The organism is Pseudomonas meliae (assembly GCF_001400515.1).
Classification (GTDB): domain Bacteria; phylum Pseudomonadota; class Gammaproteobacteria; order Pseudomonadales; family Pseudomonadaceae; genus Aquipseudomonas; species Aquipseudomonas amygdali.
The window spans coordinates 18,263-32,445 of the sequence record NZ_LJQT01000180.1 but is presented as its reverse complement, the minus strand read 5'-3'; the positions used below and the strand labels follow the sequence as shown (position 1 = coordinate 32,445).

The window sequence follows — 14,183 nt, the reverse complement described above, 5'->3', positions numbered from 1 at the left end:
CAATCTATGAAAATTCATCGCTTGAACAATCGCCTTCGCGAGCAAGCGAAGCGTCGCCCGGCTCGCTCCCACGCCCGCCGGGCAGAGGCCTTGAAGCCGGACTCAGGACTGGGCCAGCACCAGCAGTTTGTCGCGCCATTCGGCGTTGGCGGGCAGGGCCAGGAAGAATGGGTTGAGCAGCGATTCACGCGCCGGGTAGCTGAATGGCTGGCCGTCCAGTTGCAACACTTCGCCTCCTGCACCTTCAAGCACGCCCTGCGCCGCAGCGGTGTCCCATTGCGAGGTCGGGGCCAGGCGTGGGTAGCAGTCGGCGGCGCCTTCGGCCAGCAGGCAGAATTTCAATGAGCTGCCGATGTTGGTCAGTTGCAAATGGCCCAGCCCGTTCGACAGGCCGGCGAGCAAATGCTCCTGCTCCGGGCTGGAGTGGCGGCGGCTGGCGACCACGGTAAAGGTCTGCCCTTCGCCAGGCTGTGTGCGCACTGCGATCGGCTGGATGTGACCGACGCCATCGCTGCGCCAGGCACCCAGCCCGGCACCGCCGAAGTAGCAGCGGTTATTGGTGGGCATCGAGACCACGCCGAATACCACGCGGCCACGCTCGATCAGCGCGACATTGACGGTGAACTCTTCACTGCCGGAGATGAACTCCTTGGTGCCGTCCAGCGGATCGACCAGCCACCAGCGCTCCCAGCTTGCCCGCTCGCTGAGGGGGATGTCAGCGTCCTCTTCGGAGAGCACATGAATGTCCGGATCAAGCGCCTGCAGACCCTCGACCAACACCTGATGGGCGGCCAGGTCAGCGGCGGTCACCGGCGAATCGTCGGTCTTGGTGGTTACGGTGACGTTGGCGCGCCAGAACGGCAGGATCACTTCGCCCGCCAGTCGCGTCAGTTCGATCACCGGCGCGAGCAGCGGATGTGGCAGGTTTTGTAACGAATCGGTCATGGCTGGAACAATCCACGCTGGGTTAGCAGGTCACGGGGCAGGTACAGCGCCGCAAGCGCCCTGCCTTCACTGAACTGAGCATTCTGCGCAAGACTCGACAGCTCGCGCAGGTTGATCCGGTCGACCCGGATCGGCTCGGGCTCGTCGCCTTCCAGCCGCTCTTCATAAAGGTCAGTGGCGAGGACCACCTGAATTTTCTGGCTCATGTAACCGGGGGACAGCGACAGTTCAGTCAACAATTCCAGTTGCCGGGCACCGAAACCGGCTTCTTCCTTGAGTTCGCGGTTGGCGGCCGCCAGCACGTCTTCGCCGGGCTCGATCAGCCCCTTGGGCAGGGACAGCTCGTAGGCATCGGTGCCGCCGCAATATTCTTCGATCAGCACCGCGTGGTCGGCATCGAGCATGGCCACGATCATCACCGCGCCGGGCCCCGTCCCCCGGCTGGCCAGACGCTCGTAGGTCCGCTCGACGCCATTGGCAAAGCGCAGTTGCAGCTCTTCAACGCGGAACAGACGACTACTGGCGACAATTGCACGGGCAAGTACGGTAGGTTTCTGACGCATGACAGGCTCCTTTACATGAACGAGGTACTATACCGAGCTTTTCCCGATGTCTGTGTCGGATATGCTTACCCGTTCTCAACCCCTGACGAGGCCTTAATGCTTTCCATGCCCTGGAGCGAAATCGATACCGTCCTGCTGGATATGGACGGCACGTTGCTCGACCTGCATTACGACGAACACTTCTGGATGCAGCACCTGCCGCAGCGCTACGCCGAACTGCACGGCGTCAGTTTCGCCATGGCCTGGCTGGAGTTAAAGCCGCTGTTCGAAAACAACGCGGGCACGCTCAATTGGTACTGCCTGGATTTCTGGAGCGCCGAGCTTAAACTGTCGGTTCGCGACCTGAAACGCGAAATTGCGCACATGATTGCACTGCGCCCGGACGCCGAGACCTTTCTCGCCGCCATCAAGCAAGCGGGCAAACGGGTGATCATGATCACCAACGCGCACCGCGATTCGTTGTCGCTGAAGATGGAGCGAATCGAGCTGGCGCCTTATTTCGAACGCCTGATCAGCTCTCACGATTACGGCTTTCCCAAGGAAAGCCAGCATTTCTGGGACGCTCTGAAGGCCGAAACAGCCTTCGACCCGGCACGCAGTCTGTTTATCGACGACACCCTGCCGATCCTGCGCAGCGCTCGACACTTCGGTGTAGCCCATTTGCTGGCCGTCAGCCAACCCAACAGCCAAAAAGGCCCGAAAGACACCGAAAAGTTCGCCGCAGTGGACGACTATCGGGAGTTGATCAAGGGCGTGCTCGATCATTCAGCCTGAGCGCGTAGAATCGGCTGTCTGGACGGCTCATCGGAGTGAACATGGACATCAAGCAACTTAAATTTCTGATCGCCCTCGACGAGACGAGGCACTTCGGCCAGGCGGCTGCGCGCTGCAACATCACCCAGCCGACGCTGTCGATGCGCCTGCGCAATCTGGAAGAAGAGCTTGGCTTGCCACTGGTCAATCGCGGCCAACGCTTCGAAGGCTTTACCGCACCAGGCGAACGCGTATTGGCCTGGGCACGCACGGTACTGGCTGCCTACGACGGTCTGCAGGCTGAAGCGGCCGCCTGCCGCGGTCATCTGGTCGGGACGTTGCGCCTGGGCGTGGTGCCGCTGTCGAGCTTCGATCCGCTGCCATTGCTGCACCGGCTGCACCAGCTGCACCCCAATCTGCGCTTCGAGCTGTCGTCACTCAGCTCCGAGCAAGTGCTGGAACAACTGGCAAGCAATCGTATCGATCTGGGCGTCTCGTACCTGGAACGTCTGGACAATGAGCGTTTCGATTCGCTCACCCTGGACGACACGCGCATGGGCCTGCTGTACGACCGTCGGCACTTCACGTTTGGCGACGATCCCTTGAGCTGGGCCGATCTGGTCGAGCTGCCACTGGGCATGCTGACCAGCGGCATGCATTTTCGGCAGTCGATCGATCACAACTTCCATAGCCGCGGCCTGCAACCCAATCCGCTGATACAAACCGATGCCGTTCATCAGTTGCTGCAAGCCGTACATGGCGGTTTTTGCTGCGCGATCATGCCGCTGGATGGCGGTCTGGAAACGCTCACCGAACATTTGCGCCTGCATCCGATTGCCGACTCCCGGACTTTGGCCCGGCTGGGGTTGATCATGCGCCGCAGTGCGCCACGTTCGGCACTGGCTGAAGCCTGCTTTGCACTGGTAGCAGAAATGCCGCGCTAGAGCGTTGATCGACGTCATCTATCGGCACATCAGCACTAGCGATTAGACGATTTACCAGAACGGGCCTAGTCTTGCAGATGTCATTCTGCCGGTATTTCAGCCCATGCCCGTTACGCGCAAGGTCAGCTCGGCGTCCTTTGCTACGCCAGCCCCCGAAGCAAGCCAGTCTTACAGCTACTCGAACCTCGAGGGCACGGACTCTGCACGTAACGAACTTGCCGAAGAAGTGGCACTGGCGATTGCCTACAACGGCATCAGCCAGGCAGTCATGCTGGTCAGCCCCACCGATCTGGAAGACTTTATCATCGGTTTCAGCCTGGGCAGCGGCATCATTGCCTCGCACGACGAAATCTACGACTTCAAAATCAGCGGTTGCGGCTCGGCGATGCAGGCCGAAGTCGAAATCGCCAGCCGCGCCTTCTGGGAACTCAAGCAACAGCGTCGGCAACTGGCAGGCACCAGCGGTTGCGGGCTCTGTGGCGTTGAAGCGGTAGAGCAGGCTCTGCCAGAACTGAACGTGCTGCCCGGCGCACCCTTGCCGCCGATTGAGTGGCTGGAAGGCCTGCGTCAGCGCATCGGTGAGTTCCAGCCGCTTGGCCGCCATTGTGGCGCTGTGCATGCTGCGGTGTTCATGGACGGTAACGGCCAGCTGTTGCTGGGACGTGAAGACATTGGCCGCCACAACGCGCTGGACAAGCTGATCGGCGCATTGATCCGTCAGGACATCCCCTTGGCAGGCGGCGTCGCCATCGTGACCAGCCGCTGCAGCCTGGAACTGATTCAGAAAGTATTGCGCGCCGGCATCCAGACCCTGGTCAGCCTGTCGTCGCCCACCGGTCTGGCCCTGCAATGGGCCCGCCGCCACAACCTCAATTTAATTCACCTGCCGCAGCACAGTGCGCCGCGGGTCTATAGCCCTGCGATGGAGATTCAAGCGTGAGCACTCATCATCAAGCCGACAAGACACCTATCCCCCGCTACAAGCCATACAAAGGTGCGGCAGGCGGCTGGGGCGCACTGATCAGCGTGACGCAACACTGGCTGGGCAGTGACAACGCGCTGAAGAACCTGCGCATGATGCTCAAGACCAACCAGAATGGCGGCTTCGACTGCCCTGGCTGCGCGTGGGGCGATTCGCCGGAAAGCGGCATGGTCAAGTTCTGCGAGAACGGCGCCAAGGCGGTCAACTGGGAAGCCACCAAACGCCGTGTCGATCCGGCCTTCTTCGCCCGCTACAGCGTCAGTGCATTGCTGGAGCAGAGCGACTACTGGCTTGAGTATCAGGGCCGCCTGACCGAGCCTCTGGCCTACGATGCCGAAACCGACCGTTACAAGCCGATCAGCTGGGACAACGCATTCGCGCTGATCGCCAAGCACCTGAAGAACCTGCCCAGCCCGAACATGGCCGAGTTCTACACCTCGGGTCGCGCCAGCAACGAAGCGGCGTACCTGTATCAGTTGTTCGTGCGCGCCTATGGCACCAACAACTTCCCGGACTGCTCGAACATGTGCCACGAAGCCAGTGGTGTAGCGCTGTCGCAAAGCGTCGGCGTGGGCAAGGGCACCGTGACGTTCGAAGACTTCGAACACGCCGACGCCATCTTCGTCCTCGGCCAGAACCCCGGCACCAACCACCCGCGCATGCTGGAACCCCTGCGTGAAGCGGTACAACGCGGCGCGCAGGTGGTGTGCGTCAACCCGTTGAAAGAGCGTGGTCTGGAGCGTTTCCAGCACCCTCAGCACCCGGTCGAAATGCTCACCAACGGTGACCGTCCGACCAACACCGCCTACTTCCGCCCTGCCCTGGGCGGCGACATGGCGCTGTTGCGCGGCATGGCCAAGTTCCTGCTGCAATGGGAGCGTGATGCACAGCTGGCGAATGAGCCGTCGGTCTTTGATCACGCGTTCCTCAACGAACACACCGAAGGCGTGCTTGAATACCTGGCCGCCATCGATGACACGTCCTGGGACGAGATTGTCGAGCAGTCCGGCCTGCCGCTGACTGACATCGAACAGTCAGCACGCATGTACGCCAAGGGCAAGAACGTCATCATGTGCTGGGCAATGGGTATCACCCAGCACCGCCATTCGGTTGCGACCATTCAGGAAATCGCCAACCTGATGCTGCTGCGCGGCAACATTGGCCGTCCAGGCGCAGGCCTGTGCCCGGTGCGCGGTCACAGTAACGTGCAGGGTGACCGCACCATGGGCATCAACGAGCGCCCACCGGTGTTCCTGCTCGATGCTCTGGAAAAACGCTTCCAGTTCAAAGTGCCCCGCGAAAATGGCCACAACGTGGTCGAAGCCATTCACGCCATGGCCGAAGGTCGCGCCAAGGTGTTCATCGCGCTGGGCGGCAACTTCGCCCAGGCAACACCGGACAGCCATCGCACTGCAGAAGCCCTCAGCAACTGCGACCTGACCGTGCAGATCAGCACCAAACTGAACCGCAGCCACCTGTTCCACGGCAAGGACGCGCTGATCCTGCCGTGCTTCGGCCGTACCGACATCGACATCCAGGCCAACGGCCCACGGGCCGTGACCGTGGAAGATTCGTTCAGCATGGTCCACGCGTCCAACGGCCAGTTGAAGCCGTCGTCGAAGCAGATGCGTTCCGAGCCTGCGATCATCGCCGGTATCGCCAACGCAACACTGGGCAAGGCACCTGTGGACTGGTTGTGGCTGGTCGAAGACTACGACCGCATTCGCGACCTGATCGCCGACACCATCCCCGGCTTCAAAGACTTCAACGAGCGCGTTAAACACCCCGGTGGCTTCTACTTGGGCAACGCCGCCGGTGCCCGCCGCTGGAACACAGCCTCGACGCGCGCCAACTTCAAGTCCAACGCGTTGCCGCTGAGCCTGATCCATGAAGACATCAGCTCGACCGGGCAGATTCCGGACCTGATCATGCAATCGATGCGCTCGCACGATCAGTACAACACCACTATCTATGGCCTGGACGACCGTTATCGCGGTGTCAAAGGCCAGCGTGATGTGCTGTTCGTCAACGAAGCCGACATCATTCGTCTGGGCTTTCAGCCGGGTCAGAAAGCTGACGTGATCTCAATCTGGAGCGACAACCGCGAGCGCCGCGTCAAAGGCTTCACCTTGCTGGCGTTCGACATTCCGGCCGGTCAGGCTGCGGCCTACTATCCAGAGGTCAACCCGCTGGTGCCGCTGGAAAGCGTTGGCGATGGCAGCAGCACGCCGACGTCGAAGTTCGTGGCCATTCGTCTCGAGCGATCGGCAGAGTCGGCCCGCATCATCTGACGTTCATAAAAGACGCCCACAAAAAAGGGCCGTTTCGCTGGAAACGGGCCTTTCACAAGTAACCTCAGACTCTCTTTTCCGACTTAAGTTCCTTATCCAAAACAATAACTTAACAGTTTGTGTGGCAATCGTGTTACTCGTCGGAATTGCATTGCTACATTCTTCACTTGACACCAAGATCGCGCCGTCATCCCTATGAGATTCCATACATGAAGTATTCCTCGATACTGTTGTTGTCTCTTGCCTTGATCAGCGGTGCAGCCTCTGCAGGCAACCTCGAATCAGGCGCAGGCGGAGCATTGGGTGGGGTACTCGGCTCGGTCGTCGGTCAACAGCTCGGCGGCAGCACCGGTTCAGCGATTGGCGCTGGCCTGGGTGGCGCAGCCGGCGGTGCGGTCGGTGCAGACCGTCGCAACCGTACAGAAGCAGCCATTGGCGGCGGTCTGGGCGCAGCAGGCGGTAACGTTGTAGGCCGCAGCGTTGGCGGCAGCACCGGCAGCCTGATCGGCTCGGCGGTAGGCGGCGGCGGTGGTGCCGCACTCGGCAACTACATGGGCAACGAAAGCCGCAGCGATGATCGTCGTTATCGCGGTGGCCGTGATGATCGCCGCTACTATCGCGATCATGACCGTCGTCCGAAGCACCACGGCCATCGTCGTCATCGCGACTGATACAGCCGTTATTTACTGATGAATCAAAACCGANNTCGCTCTTGAGCGGCCGGTTTTGTTTTAGAGCATCGCCTGCACCCATGCCCTCACCTGCGCATACGGATAATCCTCCAGCAAGGCAAAACCGCTGGTGGCGCGAGCCTTGAGCCTGGTGAACAAGGGCACGCTGATGCCGCACAGAAAGCGCGTCAGGCATTCGGCGCTGGGTGGCTGGCCAGTGAAGTCCTGGTGCTTGTGGATAAAATCACCGCACACCTGCTGAAAGTCCCGGTTATCCAGAGGTTCCAGCGCAGGTGGCTGTGGAAGATGGGCGATCTGGCCGTGGCAGACCGAGCAATGGCCGCATTGCTCGGGCGCGTTGTAATCGCCGAAGTAGCGTGCCAACCGATGAGTCAGGCACTGATCACTGGAGAACACCTCAAGCATTGCATGAATGCGCGCAACTTCAGTGGCCTCGTGGTGGGCGAAATAATCGTGCAGCTCGACGCTCAGCGCCTGCGGGTCAAAGTCACTGCGCAACACGCTGTAGACCTCGGTCATCTGCTTGCTTTCCAGCTCGATCCAGCCCTTTTCCTGAAAGTAATCCAGCGCCTTGACCACCCGCCCACGCTCGGCACCGTATTGCTGCTACATCGCGTCGAAGTTGACCGTGGCCCAGGTACGCGCCCGGCTGGACGTATCGATCAACGCTTGAACGAATTCGCGCCGCTCACCCTCGAAACGCGCCATCAGGTCGTGCGGCTGAAGCAGAAACTTGAAGCGGTACTCGGCGAAGTAAGCGTAGCGCGGTGCGATGATCCCGCGCAGTTCCAGCTGCACCAGCAGGGTCTTCAACGGTAGCTGACGGATATTGCTGAGATCAGCCAGCGGCCCGAGCAGAAACTCCCACTGCCCGTCATGGCGTGCATCGAGCAAATCCTCCAGCACACGGGCAATCCCCTCGCGCTCCGGCGTGTCGCCATACACAAAATTTTCCAGCACATTGAGGCTGTCGCGGTTGGCCAGCACCAGACAATCCGAGGCACCACCATCGCGCCCTGCCCGGCCGATTTCCTGGCTGTAGTTCTCGATGGATTTGGGCAGGTCGAAATGCACCACATTACGGATGTCGCTTTTGTCGATACCCATTCCAAACGCGATGGTCGCCACGATGCAGTTCAAATGGCCGCCCATGAACTGCTTCTGAATAGACTCGCGCTGATCATTAAGCAGCCCGGCATGGTAAGCACTGGCGGGTAGACCATTCTGCTCAAGGTGCACCGCGACATGCTCGGCGGTCTTTTGCAGCGTCACGTAAACGATTGTCGGTTGGCCGCGCCGCTCATTGAGCCACTCGACCAGCAGCCGCCTTTTGTCACGCCCGCTGACCGGCTTGACCCACAGGTGCAGGTTGGCGCGGTAGAAGCCGGTGGTGATGACATCCTCGGGGGCAATGGCGAATTTGTCCTGCATGTCGGTAATGACCTGCGGTGTCGCGGTCGCGGTCAGCAGCAGTGCCTGAGGGATGTTGAATTCGCGCTGGTAGTCCGGCAGCTTCAGATAATCAGGCCGGAAGTTATGCCCCCACTCCGAAATACAGTGCGCCTCGTCGACCACCAGCAAGGAAATCGGCACCTGGGCGATGAAGTTGCGGAAACGTTCGTTCTTGAGGCGCTCGACCGAGATCATCAGGATCTTCAGCTCTCCGGAGCGTGCGCGTGCCATGACGTCGGCGACGTCATCGCGGCTTTGCGCCGAATCAATACTTGCCGCCGCAATGCCGTGGCGGTGCAAAAAGGCAAGCTGATCCTGGATCAGCGCCAGCAACGGCGAGACCACCAGCGTCAAATTGGGCAGCAGTAGCGCAGGCAATTGGTAACATAGCGACTTGCCTGAGCCCGTCGGGAAAATTGCCGCAGCCGAGCGTCCGGCCAGCACGGCGCTGATCGCTGCCTCCTGGCCTGGCCGGAACTGCGTGTAACCAAAAACCTGCTCAAGACGCTGGTGCATTCGCGGCTCATCCATCAGTCAAACAAAACGGTCCCAACCTTAGCGCGACAGGCCAAATGCATACACCACCAAAGCGTTACAGAAACACGGCGCGTGGCCGATAGCGTTGAGATTTCATGCCTGCTGCGTCAGCAGGCGCGGCGCTCACCTTCATACCGCTTGATTTGGAGCAGGAATGGATTCCACACAGCAACCCGAAGACGACGGGATCATCCGCATTCAGCGCCTTGTGCCGGGCCAGGTCGATGTCGTTCTGGGCGCGCATCCAAGCCGTAAACTTAGCGCTCGACCGGGCAAGTCGCGGCCCTACTGGCTATGGCTGGCAGGCCTTATCGTTGCGGGTTGCCTGGCCGGGCTGGTCGTGTCTCATGCGCGAAGCCCAAAGGTGGCACTGGCACCACCTGTCGAGCGACCTGCACCTGAACCAGAGACCACCATGATCGACAGCGAACCGACAATGGTGGCAAGCCCCGCACCCGCGCCGTCGATCCGTGCGCCTGACCTGTTACCTGTCGCCGCAACCCGGGAACAGCCAGCCGCCGTGCAGCCGCTGGATAACTGCATGAAAAGCGGCAATGTCATCGATGAGAGCGTATTGAACTGTCGCTTTGGCCAGGTTCCTCGACCCGCTCAGGCAGAACCGGCGAAAGGCATGGTGTCCGCAGACTACATGGCTGACTTCAAAGCCAACGCTGCTCGCAACCCCAATCGCTCGGCCCGGCCCTACAGCGTCGCGACGGCCTCCATCCGTGAATGGGACGGCAGAAACCGCTATCGGGCGCAGTGGCGGGTTTACGGCAACAGCATCGACGGCGACAGCGTCTGCAAAAACTTCGCCGTTCGCTCATTCGAACGGCGCGAGTGTCGCAAGGCTGCGCAGGTCAACTTCAAGGAGGAATGCCGGGAGTGGACCAAACGTGCTGCCCGAAATCGCGACGAGGACAGTAAAAATGCCGAGCAGCGTTATTGTGAAGTGGCGGCGACTTTCTCGCCTTAGCAACACATTGAACCCCTCTGGAGCAACTGTTTCGCCGCTAAAACCGGTTTTTTTGATGCGTACGTTCACGGCCATCCACATACAAAACCTTACACAGGTATAGCCAAAGGCTTACACGCAATAGGGAAGGTTGGCTATTTTTCACCTGCTACCAGCGCCGTAAGATTGGATCCAACAACTGGCGAACAAGGAGTTCGCCAGGATCAGGGACGATCGACCATCGCCGGGAAGGCAGCCGACAGGGAGTTGGAATGGTCTTGGTACAAACCCGCTTCGGCGGGTTTTTTATTGCCGGCGATTTTTGCTGTCGGCGAACCTGCAGATGCAAAATCTTTCCTGACGCCAGAATTCCTGCCCCTCACCCCGCTGTTCGAGCATGAACACGTGAGGTATAGCGAAAGGCTTACACGCGGCGGGGGAACTTGGCTATTTCCGAACCTGCACGCGGCGCATAAGATTGGATCCATCAAGTGGTGAACAGGGAGTTCACCAGGATCAAGGATGATCGACCATCGCCTGGGAGGCGTCCGACAGGAAGTCGGGATGGTCTTGGAAAAACCCGCTTCGGCGTTTTTTTTGTTTGCTGCAAGAAAATCCGGGGACGTTTATCAGCAAGCACCTTCCTCCTTGCGCTCGGCAAGAATCGGTGTGCGTTTCACTCACTCTCCTGTTGCCACCTGAACCACTCGTGGTGCCATCATCCCTCATCCGAGAAATATCCGCTCACAAGACGGCATCGTGATTTTATCGTCTTGAAGACGCAAACAGCGGGCAAATAAGTTCATCTTTTTAAGCTTAATTGCGTTCGAAATCGGATCCAGATAAAGCTCCAAAGCCCTTATAAATCAAGGCTTACGGCTATATTACTGCTGTAATATTAACCAGTAGTGGCTCATAGCAATCATTGCTTACTGTAACAAAACCGAGAAAATATCCACCGTCTGTAGGAACTTTCCTACTGAAAATAGTGCCATAGACCACACTGCTGGCTAGACGACATCTATATGCCAGCACCAAATCCTTCCTCATAGTGGCGGTGCGTTTTGCTTTACGCACATGGCAAAACCACTTCATGAGCAGGTGTGCAGTCGAGAAATTCGCAACTCTTCCCCGTCCCCGGTCTGATCCGGGAAGCGGTCGTGAAGGGTTCAAGGACGATGTACCGATGACTCAGACGTTCGATATAGAAGCATTGATCAAGCTGCGCAAGCAGACGCGCGCTATTTCCGACGCGCTCAAGGTGCAGGCGTCCGACTATCTGTCGACCCTCGCGCTGCTGATACGCCCGCAGACATTCTTCGGTGAATACCTGCAGGGCGCGCAACGCAGCAGCGGTCGAGAAACTCAGCACCATTTCAAGGAGCTTAAAGAGCTCTATGACCGCATTGCATCGGCAGAGCCGTTCAAGCTGGTCAATGAACTGGAAGTGCCGCTGAACCTGATCAGTACGACGCCCGAGCTGTTCCCGCTCGAATACGACATGGTGCTGTCACAAAGCGGGCAGACCATACGCATCACCAGCCCGGTGCGCTGGGTGGTGGGCTTCAACTCCTTCGATCTGGCGCAGTTTCGCAAGGTAATCAAGGACCCTAATCGCAGTAGCGCCGAGCTGTATCGCTACGTTGTGCATTATCTGGTCCTGTTCTATTGCCTGAGCAAGTCACCGGGCATGAGCCGCCTGTTCGAAGGGTTGCGCTTCCCGGTCAGTTTCGAGCGCTTGAAAGACTTCGGCGATCTGCCGTTCTGCGTGATCAGCTCACCGGTGCGCTCCGAGCTGCCGGATGAGTCGGTCATTCGCAACAGCACGCAGATCGCAGGCAATACAAGCTTTGAAGAGTTGGTCGGGCACGAAAATATTCTGGAAATGAACGATGAAATCCGTCAGCGCCTTTTGCTGACGATTGAAGGACTCTAATCGCGCCCGGCCTGTCCAGGCCCGGTACGCAAACGACTTGCAGCGAGTTGCTCGCACAGGAGATGACGATGGCGAAGAAGGAAAGTACCCAGCACAAACTTGACCGCGTTCGCGCGCCTCGGGTCCATATCACTTACGACGTTGATATCGGCGACGCTCAGGAAAAGAAAGAGCTGCCATTCGTTGTAGGCGTTCTCGGCGATTTCTCCGGCAACCCCCTGGAGCCGCTGCCCAAGCTCAAGGATCGCAAGTTCATCTTCATCGATCGCGACAACTTCAACGGCGCCCTTAAAGGCATCAAGCCGCGCCTGGCGTATCGCGTCGACAACACCCTGGCCAAGAACGGTACTCAGCTTGGCGTCGAATTGAACTTCAATGCGCTGGAAGACTTCGAGCCGCAGAACGTCGTGCGTCAGGTCGAGCCGCTGCGCAAGCTGCTGGAAGTGCGCAACAAGCTGGCTGACCTGCGTAACAAGATGGGTGGCAACGACAAGCTTGAAGAACTGCTGATGGACGTGTTGCAGAACACTGAAAAGCTGAAAACCCTGGGCAAGGAGTTCGGCCGTGAAGCCGCCGTTCCTGCCACCGACAGCAAAGAGTAAGGAGGAGCCTGACGATGACCGATAAGCAACCCGTGACTCAGCAGGACAGCGCTCTGGTTGAAGTTGAAAACTTCGCCCCGCAATCCTCCCTGCTCGACAGCATCATTTCCGAAAGCCGCGTTGCGCGCTCAGAGACCGAGCGCACACGTACCCGCGATCTGATCGGCGAACTCGTGGCCCAAGTGCTGGAAGGCGAGATGACGCCAAGCAAGGACCTGATTGCCGTGCTCGACGCGCGCATCGCCGAGATCGATTCGATGCTCTCCGAGCAGATGAACGAAATCATGCACGCCCGTGAATTCCAGCAACTGGAAGCGTCCTGGCGCGGCCTGAAATATCAGGTTGACCAGACCGAGACCAGCACCACGCTGAAGATTCACCTGCTCAATGCGTCGAAAAAAGACCTCGTGCGTGACCTCAAGGCCTCGTTCGAATTCGACCAGAGCGCACTGTTCAAGAAGATCTACGAAGAAGAGTACGGCACCTTCGGTGGTGCACCGTTCGGTATGTTGCTGGGGGACTACGAGTTCAACCGCAGCCCGGAAGACATGTACCTGCTCGAGGAGATCTCCCACGTTGCAGCCGCCGCCCACGCGCCGTTCATTTCCGCGGCATCGGCTGAGTTGTTCGGCTGGGACTCGTTCACCGACATGGCCGGCCCTCGCGATCTGGCGAAAATCTTCGATACCGTCGAATACGCCAAATGGAAGTCGTTCCGCGCCTCTGAAGACTCCCGCTATGTCGGCCAGACCCTGCCGCACTTGCTGGGTCGCCTGCCATATGGCCCGGATACCACGCCCGTCGAAGAATTCAACTTCGTCGAAAGCGTCGATGGCCGTGACCACAACAAATACCTGTGGATGAACGCTGCCTACGCACTGGGCACTCGCGTGACCGATGCATTCTCCCGCTACGGCTGGTGTGTGGCGATCCGCGGCGTGGAAGGCGGCGGTCTGGTCGAAGGCCTGCCGACCCACACCTTCAAGACCGATGACGGCGAAATCGCGCTGAAATGCCCGACTGAAATTGCCATCACCGACCGTCGCGAAAAAGAGCTGTCGGACCTGGGGTTCATTCCTCTGGTGCACTGCAAAGGCACCGACTACGCCGCATTCTTCGGCACTCAGTCGACCCAGAAGCAGAAGCAGTACAACACCGACATTGCCAACGCCAACGCTCGTCTTTCGGCGCAACTGCAATACATCTTCGCGACCTCGCGTATCGCTCACTACATGAAAGCGATCATGCGCGACAAGATCGGCAGTTTCGCATCGCGCAAGGATGTCGAGTTGTTCCTCAACAAGTGGCTGTCCAGCTACGTGTTGCTGGATGACACCGCCAGTCAGGAAGCCAAGGCCAAGTTCCCGTGCGCGAAGCGCGTGCCGAAGTGTTTGAAGTGCCTGGCAAGCCTGGTGTCTACAAGGCCGTGACTTACCTGCGTCCGCATTACCAACTGGATGAACTGACCGCATCGTTGCGTCTGGTCGCCGAATTGCCGCAATCGACTCGCGGCTGATCCATCACTTAGCCA

At 59.2% G+C, this 14,183-nt stretch carries 12 protein-coding genes and 2 pseudogenes; 11 read left to right on the top strand and 3 right to left on the bottom strand.

The genetic code is table 11. The features are described 5' to 3' along the window. Positions 1–102 precede the first annotated feature (102 nt). Complete coding sequence (gene cysQ, locus ALO64_RS08170; protein WP_044343867.1) at positions 103–945, bottom strand: 3'(2'),5'-bisphosphate nucleotidase CysQ; 843 nt, start codon at positions 943–945, stop codon at positions 103–105. Continuing rightward, the gene (gene nudE / locus ALO64_RS08165) at positions 942–1,508 is read right to left on the bottom strand and encodes an ADP compounds hydrolase NudE (protein WP_044343868.1); all 567 of its coding nucleotides are present in this window, start codon (positions 1,506–1,508) and stop codon (positions 942–944) included. Before nudE ends, cysQ begins: the two co-directional genes overlap by 4 nt. A 96-nt stretch (positions 1,509–1,604) precedes the next feature. Here nudE and yrfG point away from each other — a divergent pair, with 96 nt between their 5' ends. From yrfG to ALO64_RS08140, 5 genes are all read left to right on the top strand, one after another. Next, the gene (gene yrfG, locus ALO64_RS08160) at positions 1,605–2,282 is read left to right on the top strand and encodes a GMP/IMP nucleotidase (protein WP_044343869.1); all 678 of its coding nucleotides are present in this window, start codon (positions 1,605–1,607) and stop codon (positions 2,280–2,282) included. A gap of 41 nt (positions 2,283–2,323) precedes the next feature. Then, the gene (locus ALO64_RS08155; RefSeq protein WP_044343870.1) at positions 2,324–3,205 is read left to right on the top strand and encodes a LysR family transcriptional regulator; all 882 of its coding nucleotides are present in this window, start codon (positions 2,324–2,326) and stop codon (positions 3,203–3,205) included. A 103-nt stretch (positions 3,206–3,308) separates the two neighbouring features. After that, complete coding sequence (gene fdhD, locus ALO64_RS08150; protein ID WP_044343871.1) at positions 3,309–4,145, top strand: formate dehydrogenase accessory sulfurtransferase FdhD; 837 nt, start codon at positions 3,309–3,311, stop codon at positions 4,143–4,145. After that, positions 4,142–6,478: an FdhF/YdeP family oxidoreductase gene (locus tag ALO64_RS08145; RefSeq protein ID WP_044343872.1), complete on the top strand. Its 2,337-nt coding sequence runs from the start codon at positions 4,142–4,144 to the stop codon at positions 6,476–6,478. Before fdhD ends, ALO64_RS08145 begins: the two co-directional genes overlap by 4 nt. 209 nt (positions 6,479–6,687) lie before the next feature. Further along, positions 6,688–7,149, top strand: a complete 462-nt coding sequence (locus ALO64_RS08140; protein ID WP_002551428.1) for a glycine zipper domain-containing protein — start codon at positions 6,688–6,690, stop codon at positions 7,147–7,149. A gap of 60 nt (positions 7,150–7,209) precedes the next feature. Here ALO64_RS08140 and ALO64_RS08135 read toward each other — a convergent pair. Next, positions 7,210–9,138: pseudogene (locus tag ALO64_RS08135) on the bottom strand (RecQ family ATP-dependent DNA helicase). 175 nt (positions 9,139–9,313) lie between these two features. Here ALO64_RS08135 and ALO64_RS08130 point away from each other — a divergent pair. From ALO64_RS08130 to tssC, 6 genes and pseudogenes are all read left to right on the top strand, one after another. Then, positions 9,314–10,135 carry a hypothetical protein gene (locus tag ALO64_RS08130; RefSeq protein ID WP_044343873.1) on the top strand — a complete coding sequence of 274 codons (822 nt, stop codon included), beginning with the start codon at positions 9,314–9,316 and terminating at the stop codon, positions 10,133–10,135. Between the two features lie 165 nt (positions 10,136–10,300). Then, positions 10,301–10,612: a hypothetical protein gene (locus ALO64_RS25510; RefSeq protein ID WP_162232064.1), complete on the top strand. Its 312-nt coding sequence runs from the start codon at positions 10,301–10,303 to the stop codon at positions 10,610–10,612. A gap of 24 nt (positions 10,613–10,636) precedes the next feature. After that, complete coding sequence (locus ALO64_RS25030) at positions 10,637–10,816, top strand: hypothetical protein (protein WP_152623895.1); 180 nt, start codon at positions 10,637–10,639, stop codon at positions 10,814–10,816. Positions 10,817–11,300: 484 nt separating this feature from the next. Then, on the top strand, positions 11,301–12,050 hold the full coding sequence (locus ALO64_RS08125; protein WP_002551426.1) for a hypothetical protein: 750 nt from the start codon (positions 11,301–11,303) through the stop codon (positions 12,048–12,050). A 68-nt stretch (positions 12,051–12,118) separates the two neighbouring features. Further along, positions 12,119–12,652: a type VI secretion system contractile sheath small subunit gene (gene tssB, locus ALO64_RS08120; RefSeq protein WP_044343874.1), complete on the top strand. Its 534-nt coding sequence runs from the start codon at positions 12,119–12,121 to the stop codon at positions 12,650–12,652. A gap of 14 nt (positions 12,653–12,666) precedes the next feature. After that, positions 12,667–14,168 (top strand): annotated as a pseudogene (gene tssC, locus ALO64_RS08115) (type VI secretion system contractile sheath large subunit). The last annotated feature ends 15 nt before the right edge of the window (positions 14,169–14,183 follow it).

Excerpts from the sequence above, each read along its gene's own strand:
- ALO64_RS08130 (WP_044343873.1), top strand. The coding sequence starts at position 9,314 with ATGGATTCCACACAGCAACCCGAAGACGACGGGATCATCCGCATTCAG.
- yrfG (WP_044343869.1), top strand. The coding sequence starts at position 1,605 with ATGCTTTCCATGCCCTGGAGCGAAATCGATACCGTCCTGCTGGATATG.
- tssB (WP_044343874.1), top strand. The coding sequence starts at position 12,119 with ATGGCGAAGAAGGAAAGTACCCAGCACAAACTTGACCGCGTTCGCGCG.
- fdhD (WP_044343871.1), top strand. The coding sequence starts at position 3,309 with ATGCCCGTTACGCGCAAGGTCAGCTCGGCGTCCTTTGCTACGCCAGCC.
- ALO64_RS08125 (WP_002551426.1), top strand. The coding sequence starts at position 11,301 with ATGACTCAGACGTTCGATATAGAAGCATTGATCAAGCTGCGCAAGCAG.
- ALO64_RS08155 (WP_044343870.1), top strand. The coding sequence starts at position 2,324 with ATGGACATCAAGCAACTTAAATTTCTGATCGCCCTCGACGAGACGAGG.
- nudE (WP_044343868.1), bottom strand. The coding sequence starts at position 1,508 with ATGCGTCAGAAACCTACCGTACTTGCCCGTGCAATTGTCGCCAGTAGT.
- ALO64_RS25030 (WP_152623895.1), top strand. The coding sequence starts at position 10,637 with ATGATCGACCATCGCCTGGGAGGCGTCCGACAGGAAGTCGGGATGGTC.
- cysQ (WP_044343867.1), bottom strand. The coding sequence starts at position 945 with ATGACCGATTCGTTACAAAACCTGCCACATCCGCTGCTCGCGCCGGTG.
- ALO64_RS08140 (WP_002551428.1), top strand. The coding sequence starts at position 6,688 with ATGAAGTATTCCTCGATACTGTTGTTGTCTCTTGCCTTGATCAGCGGT.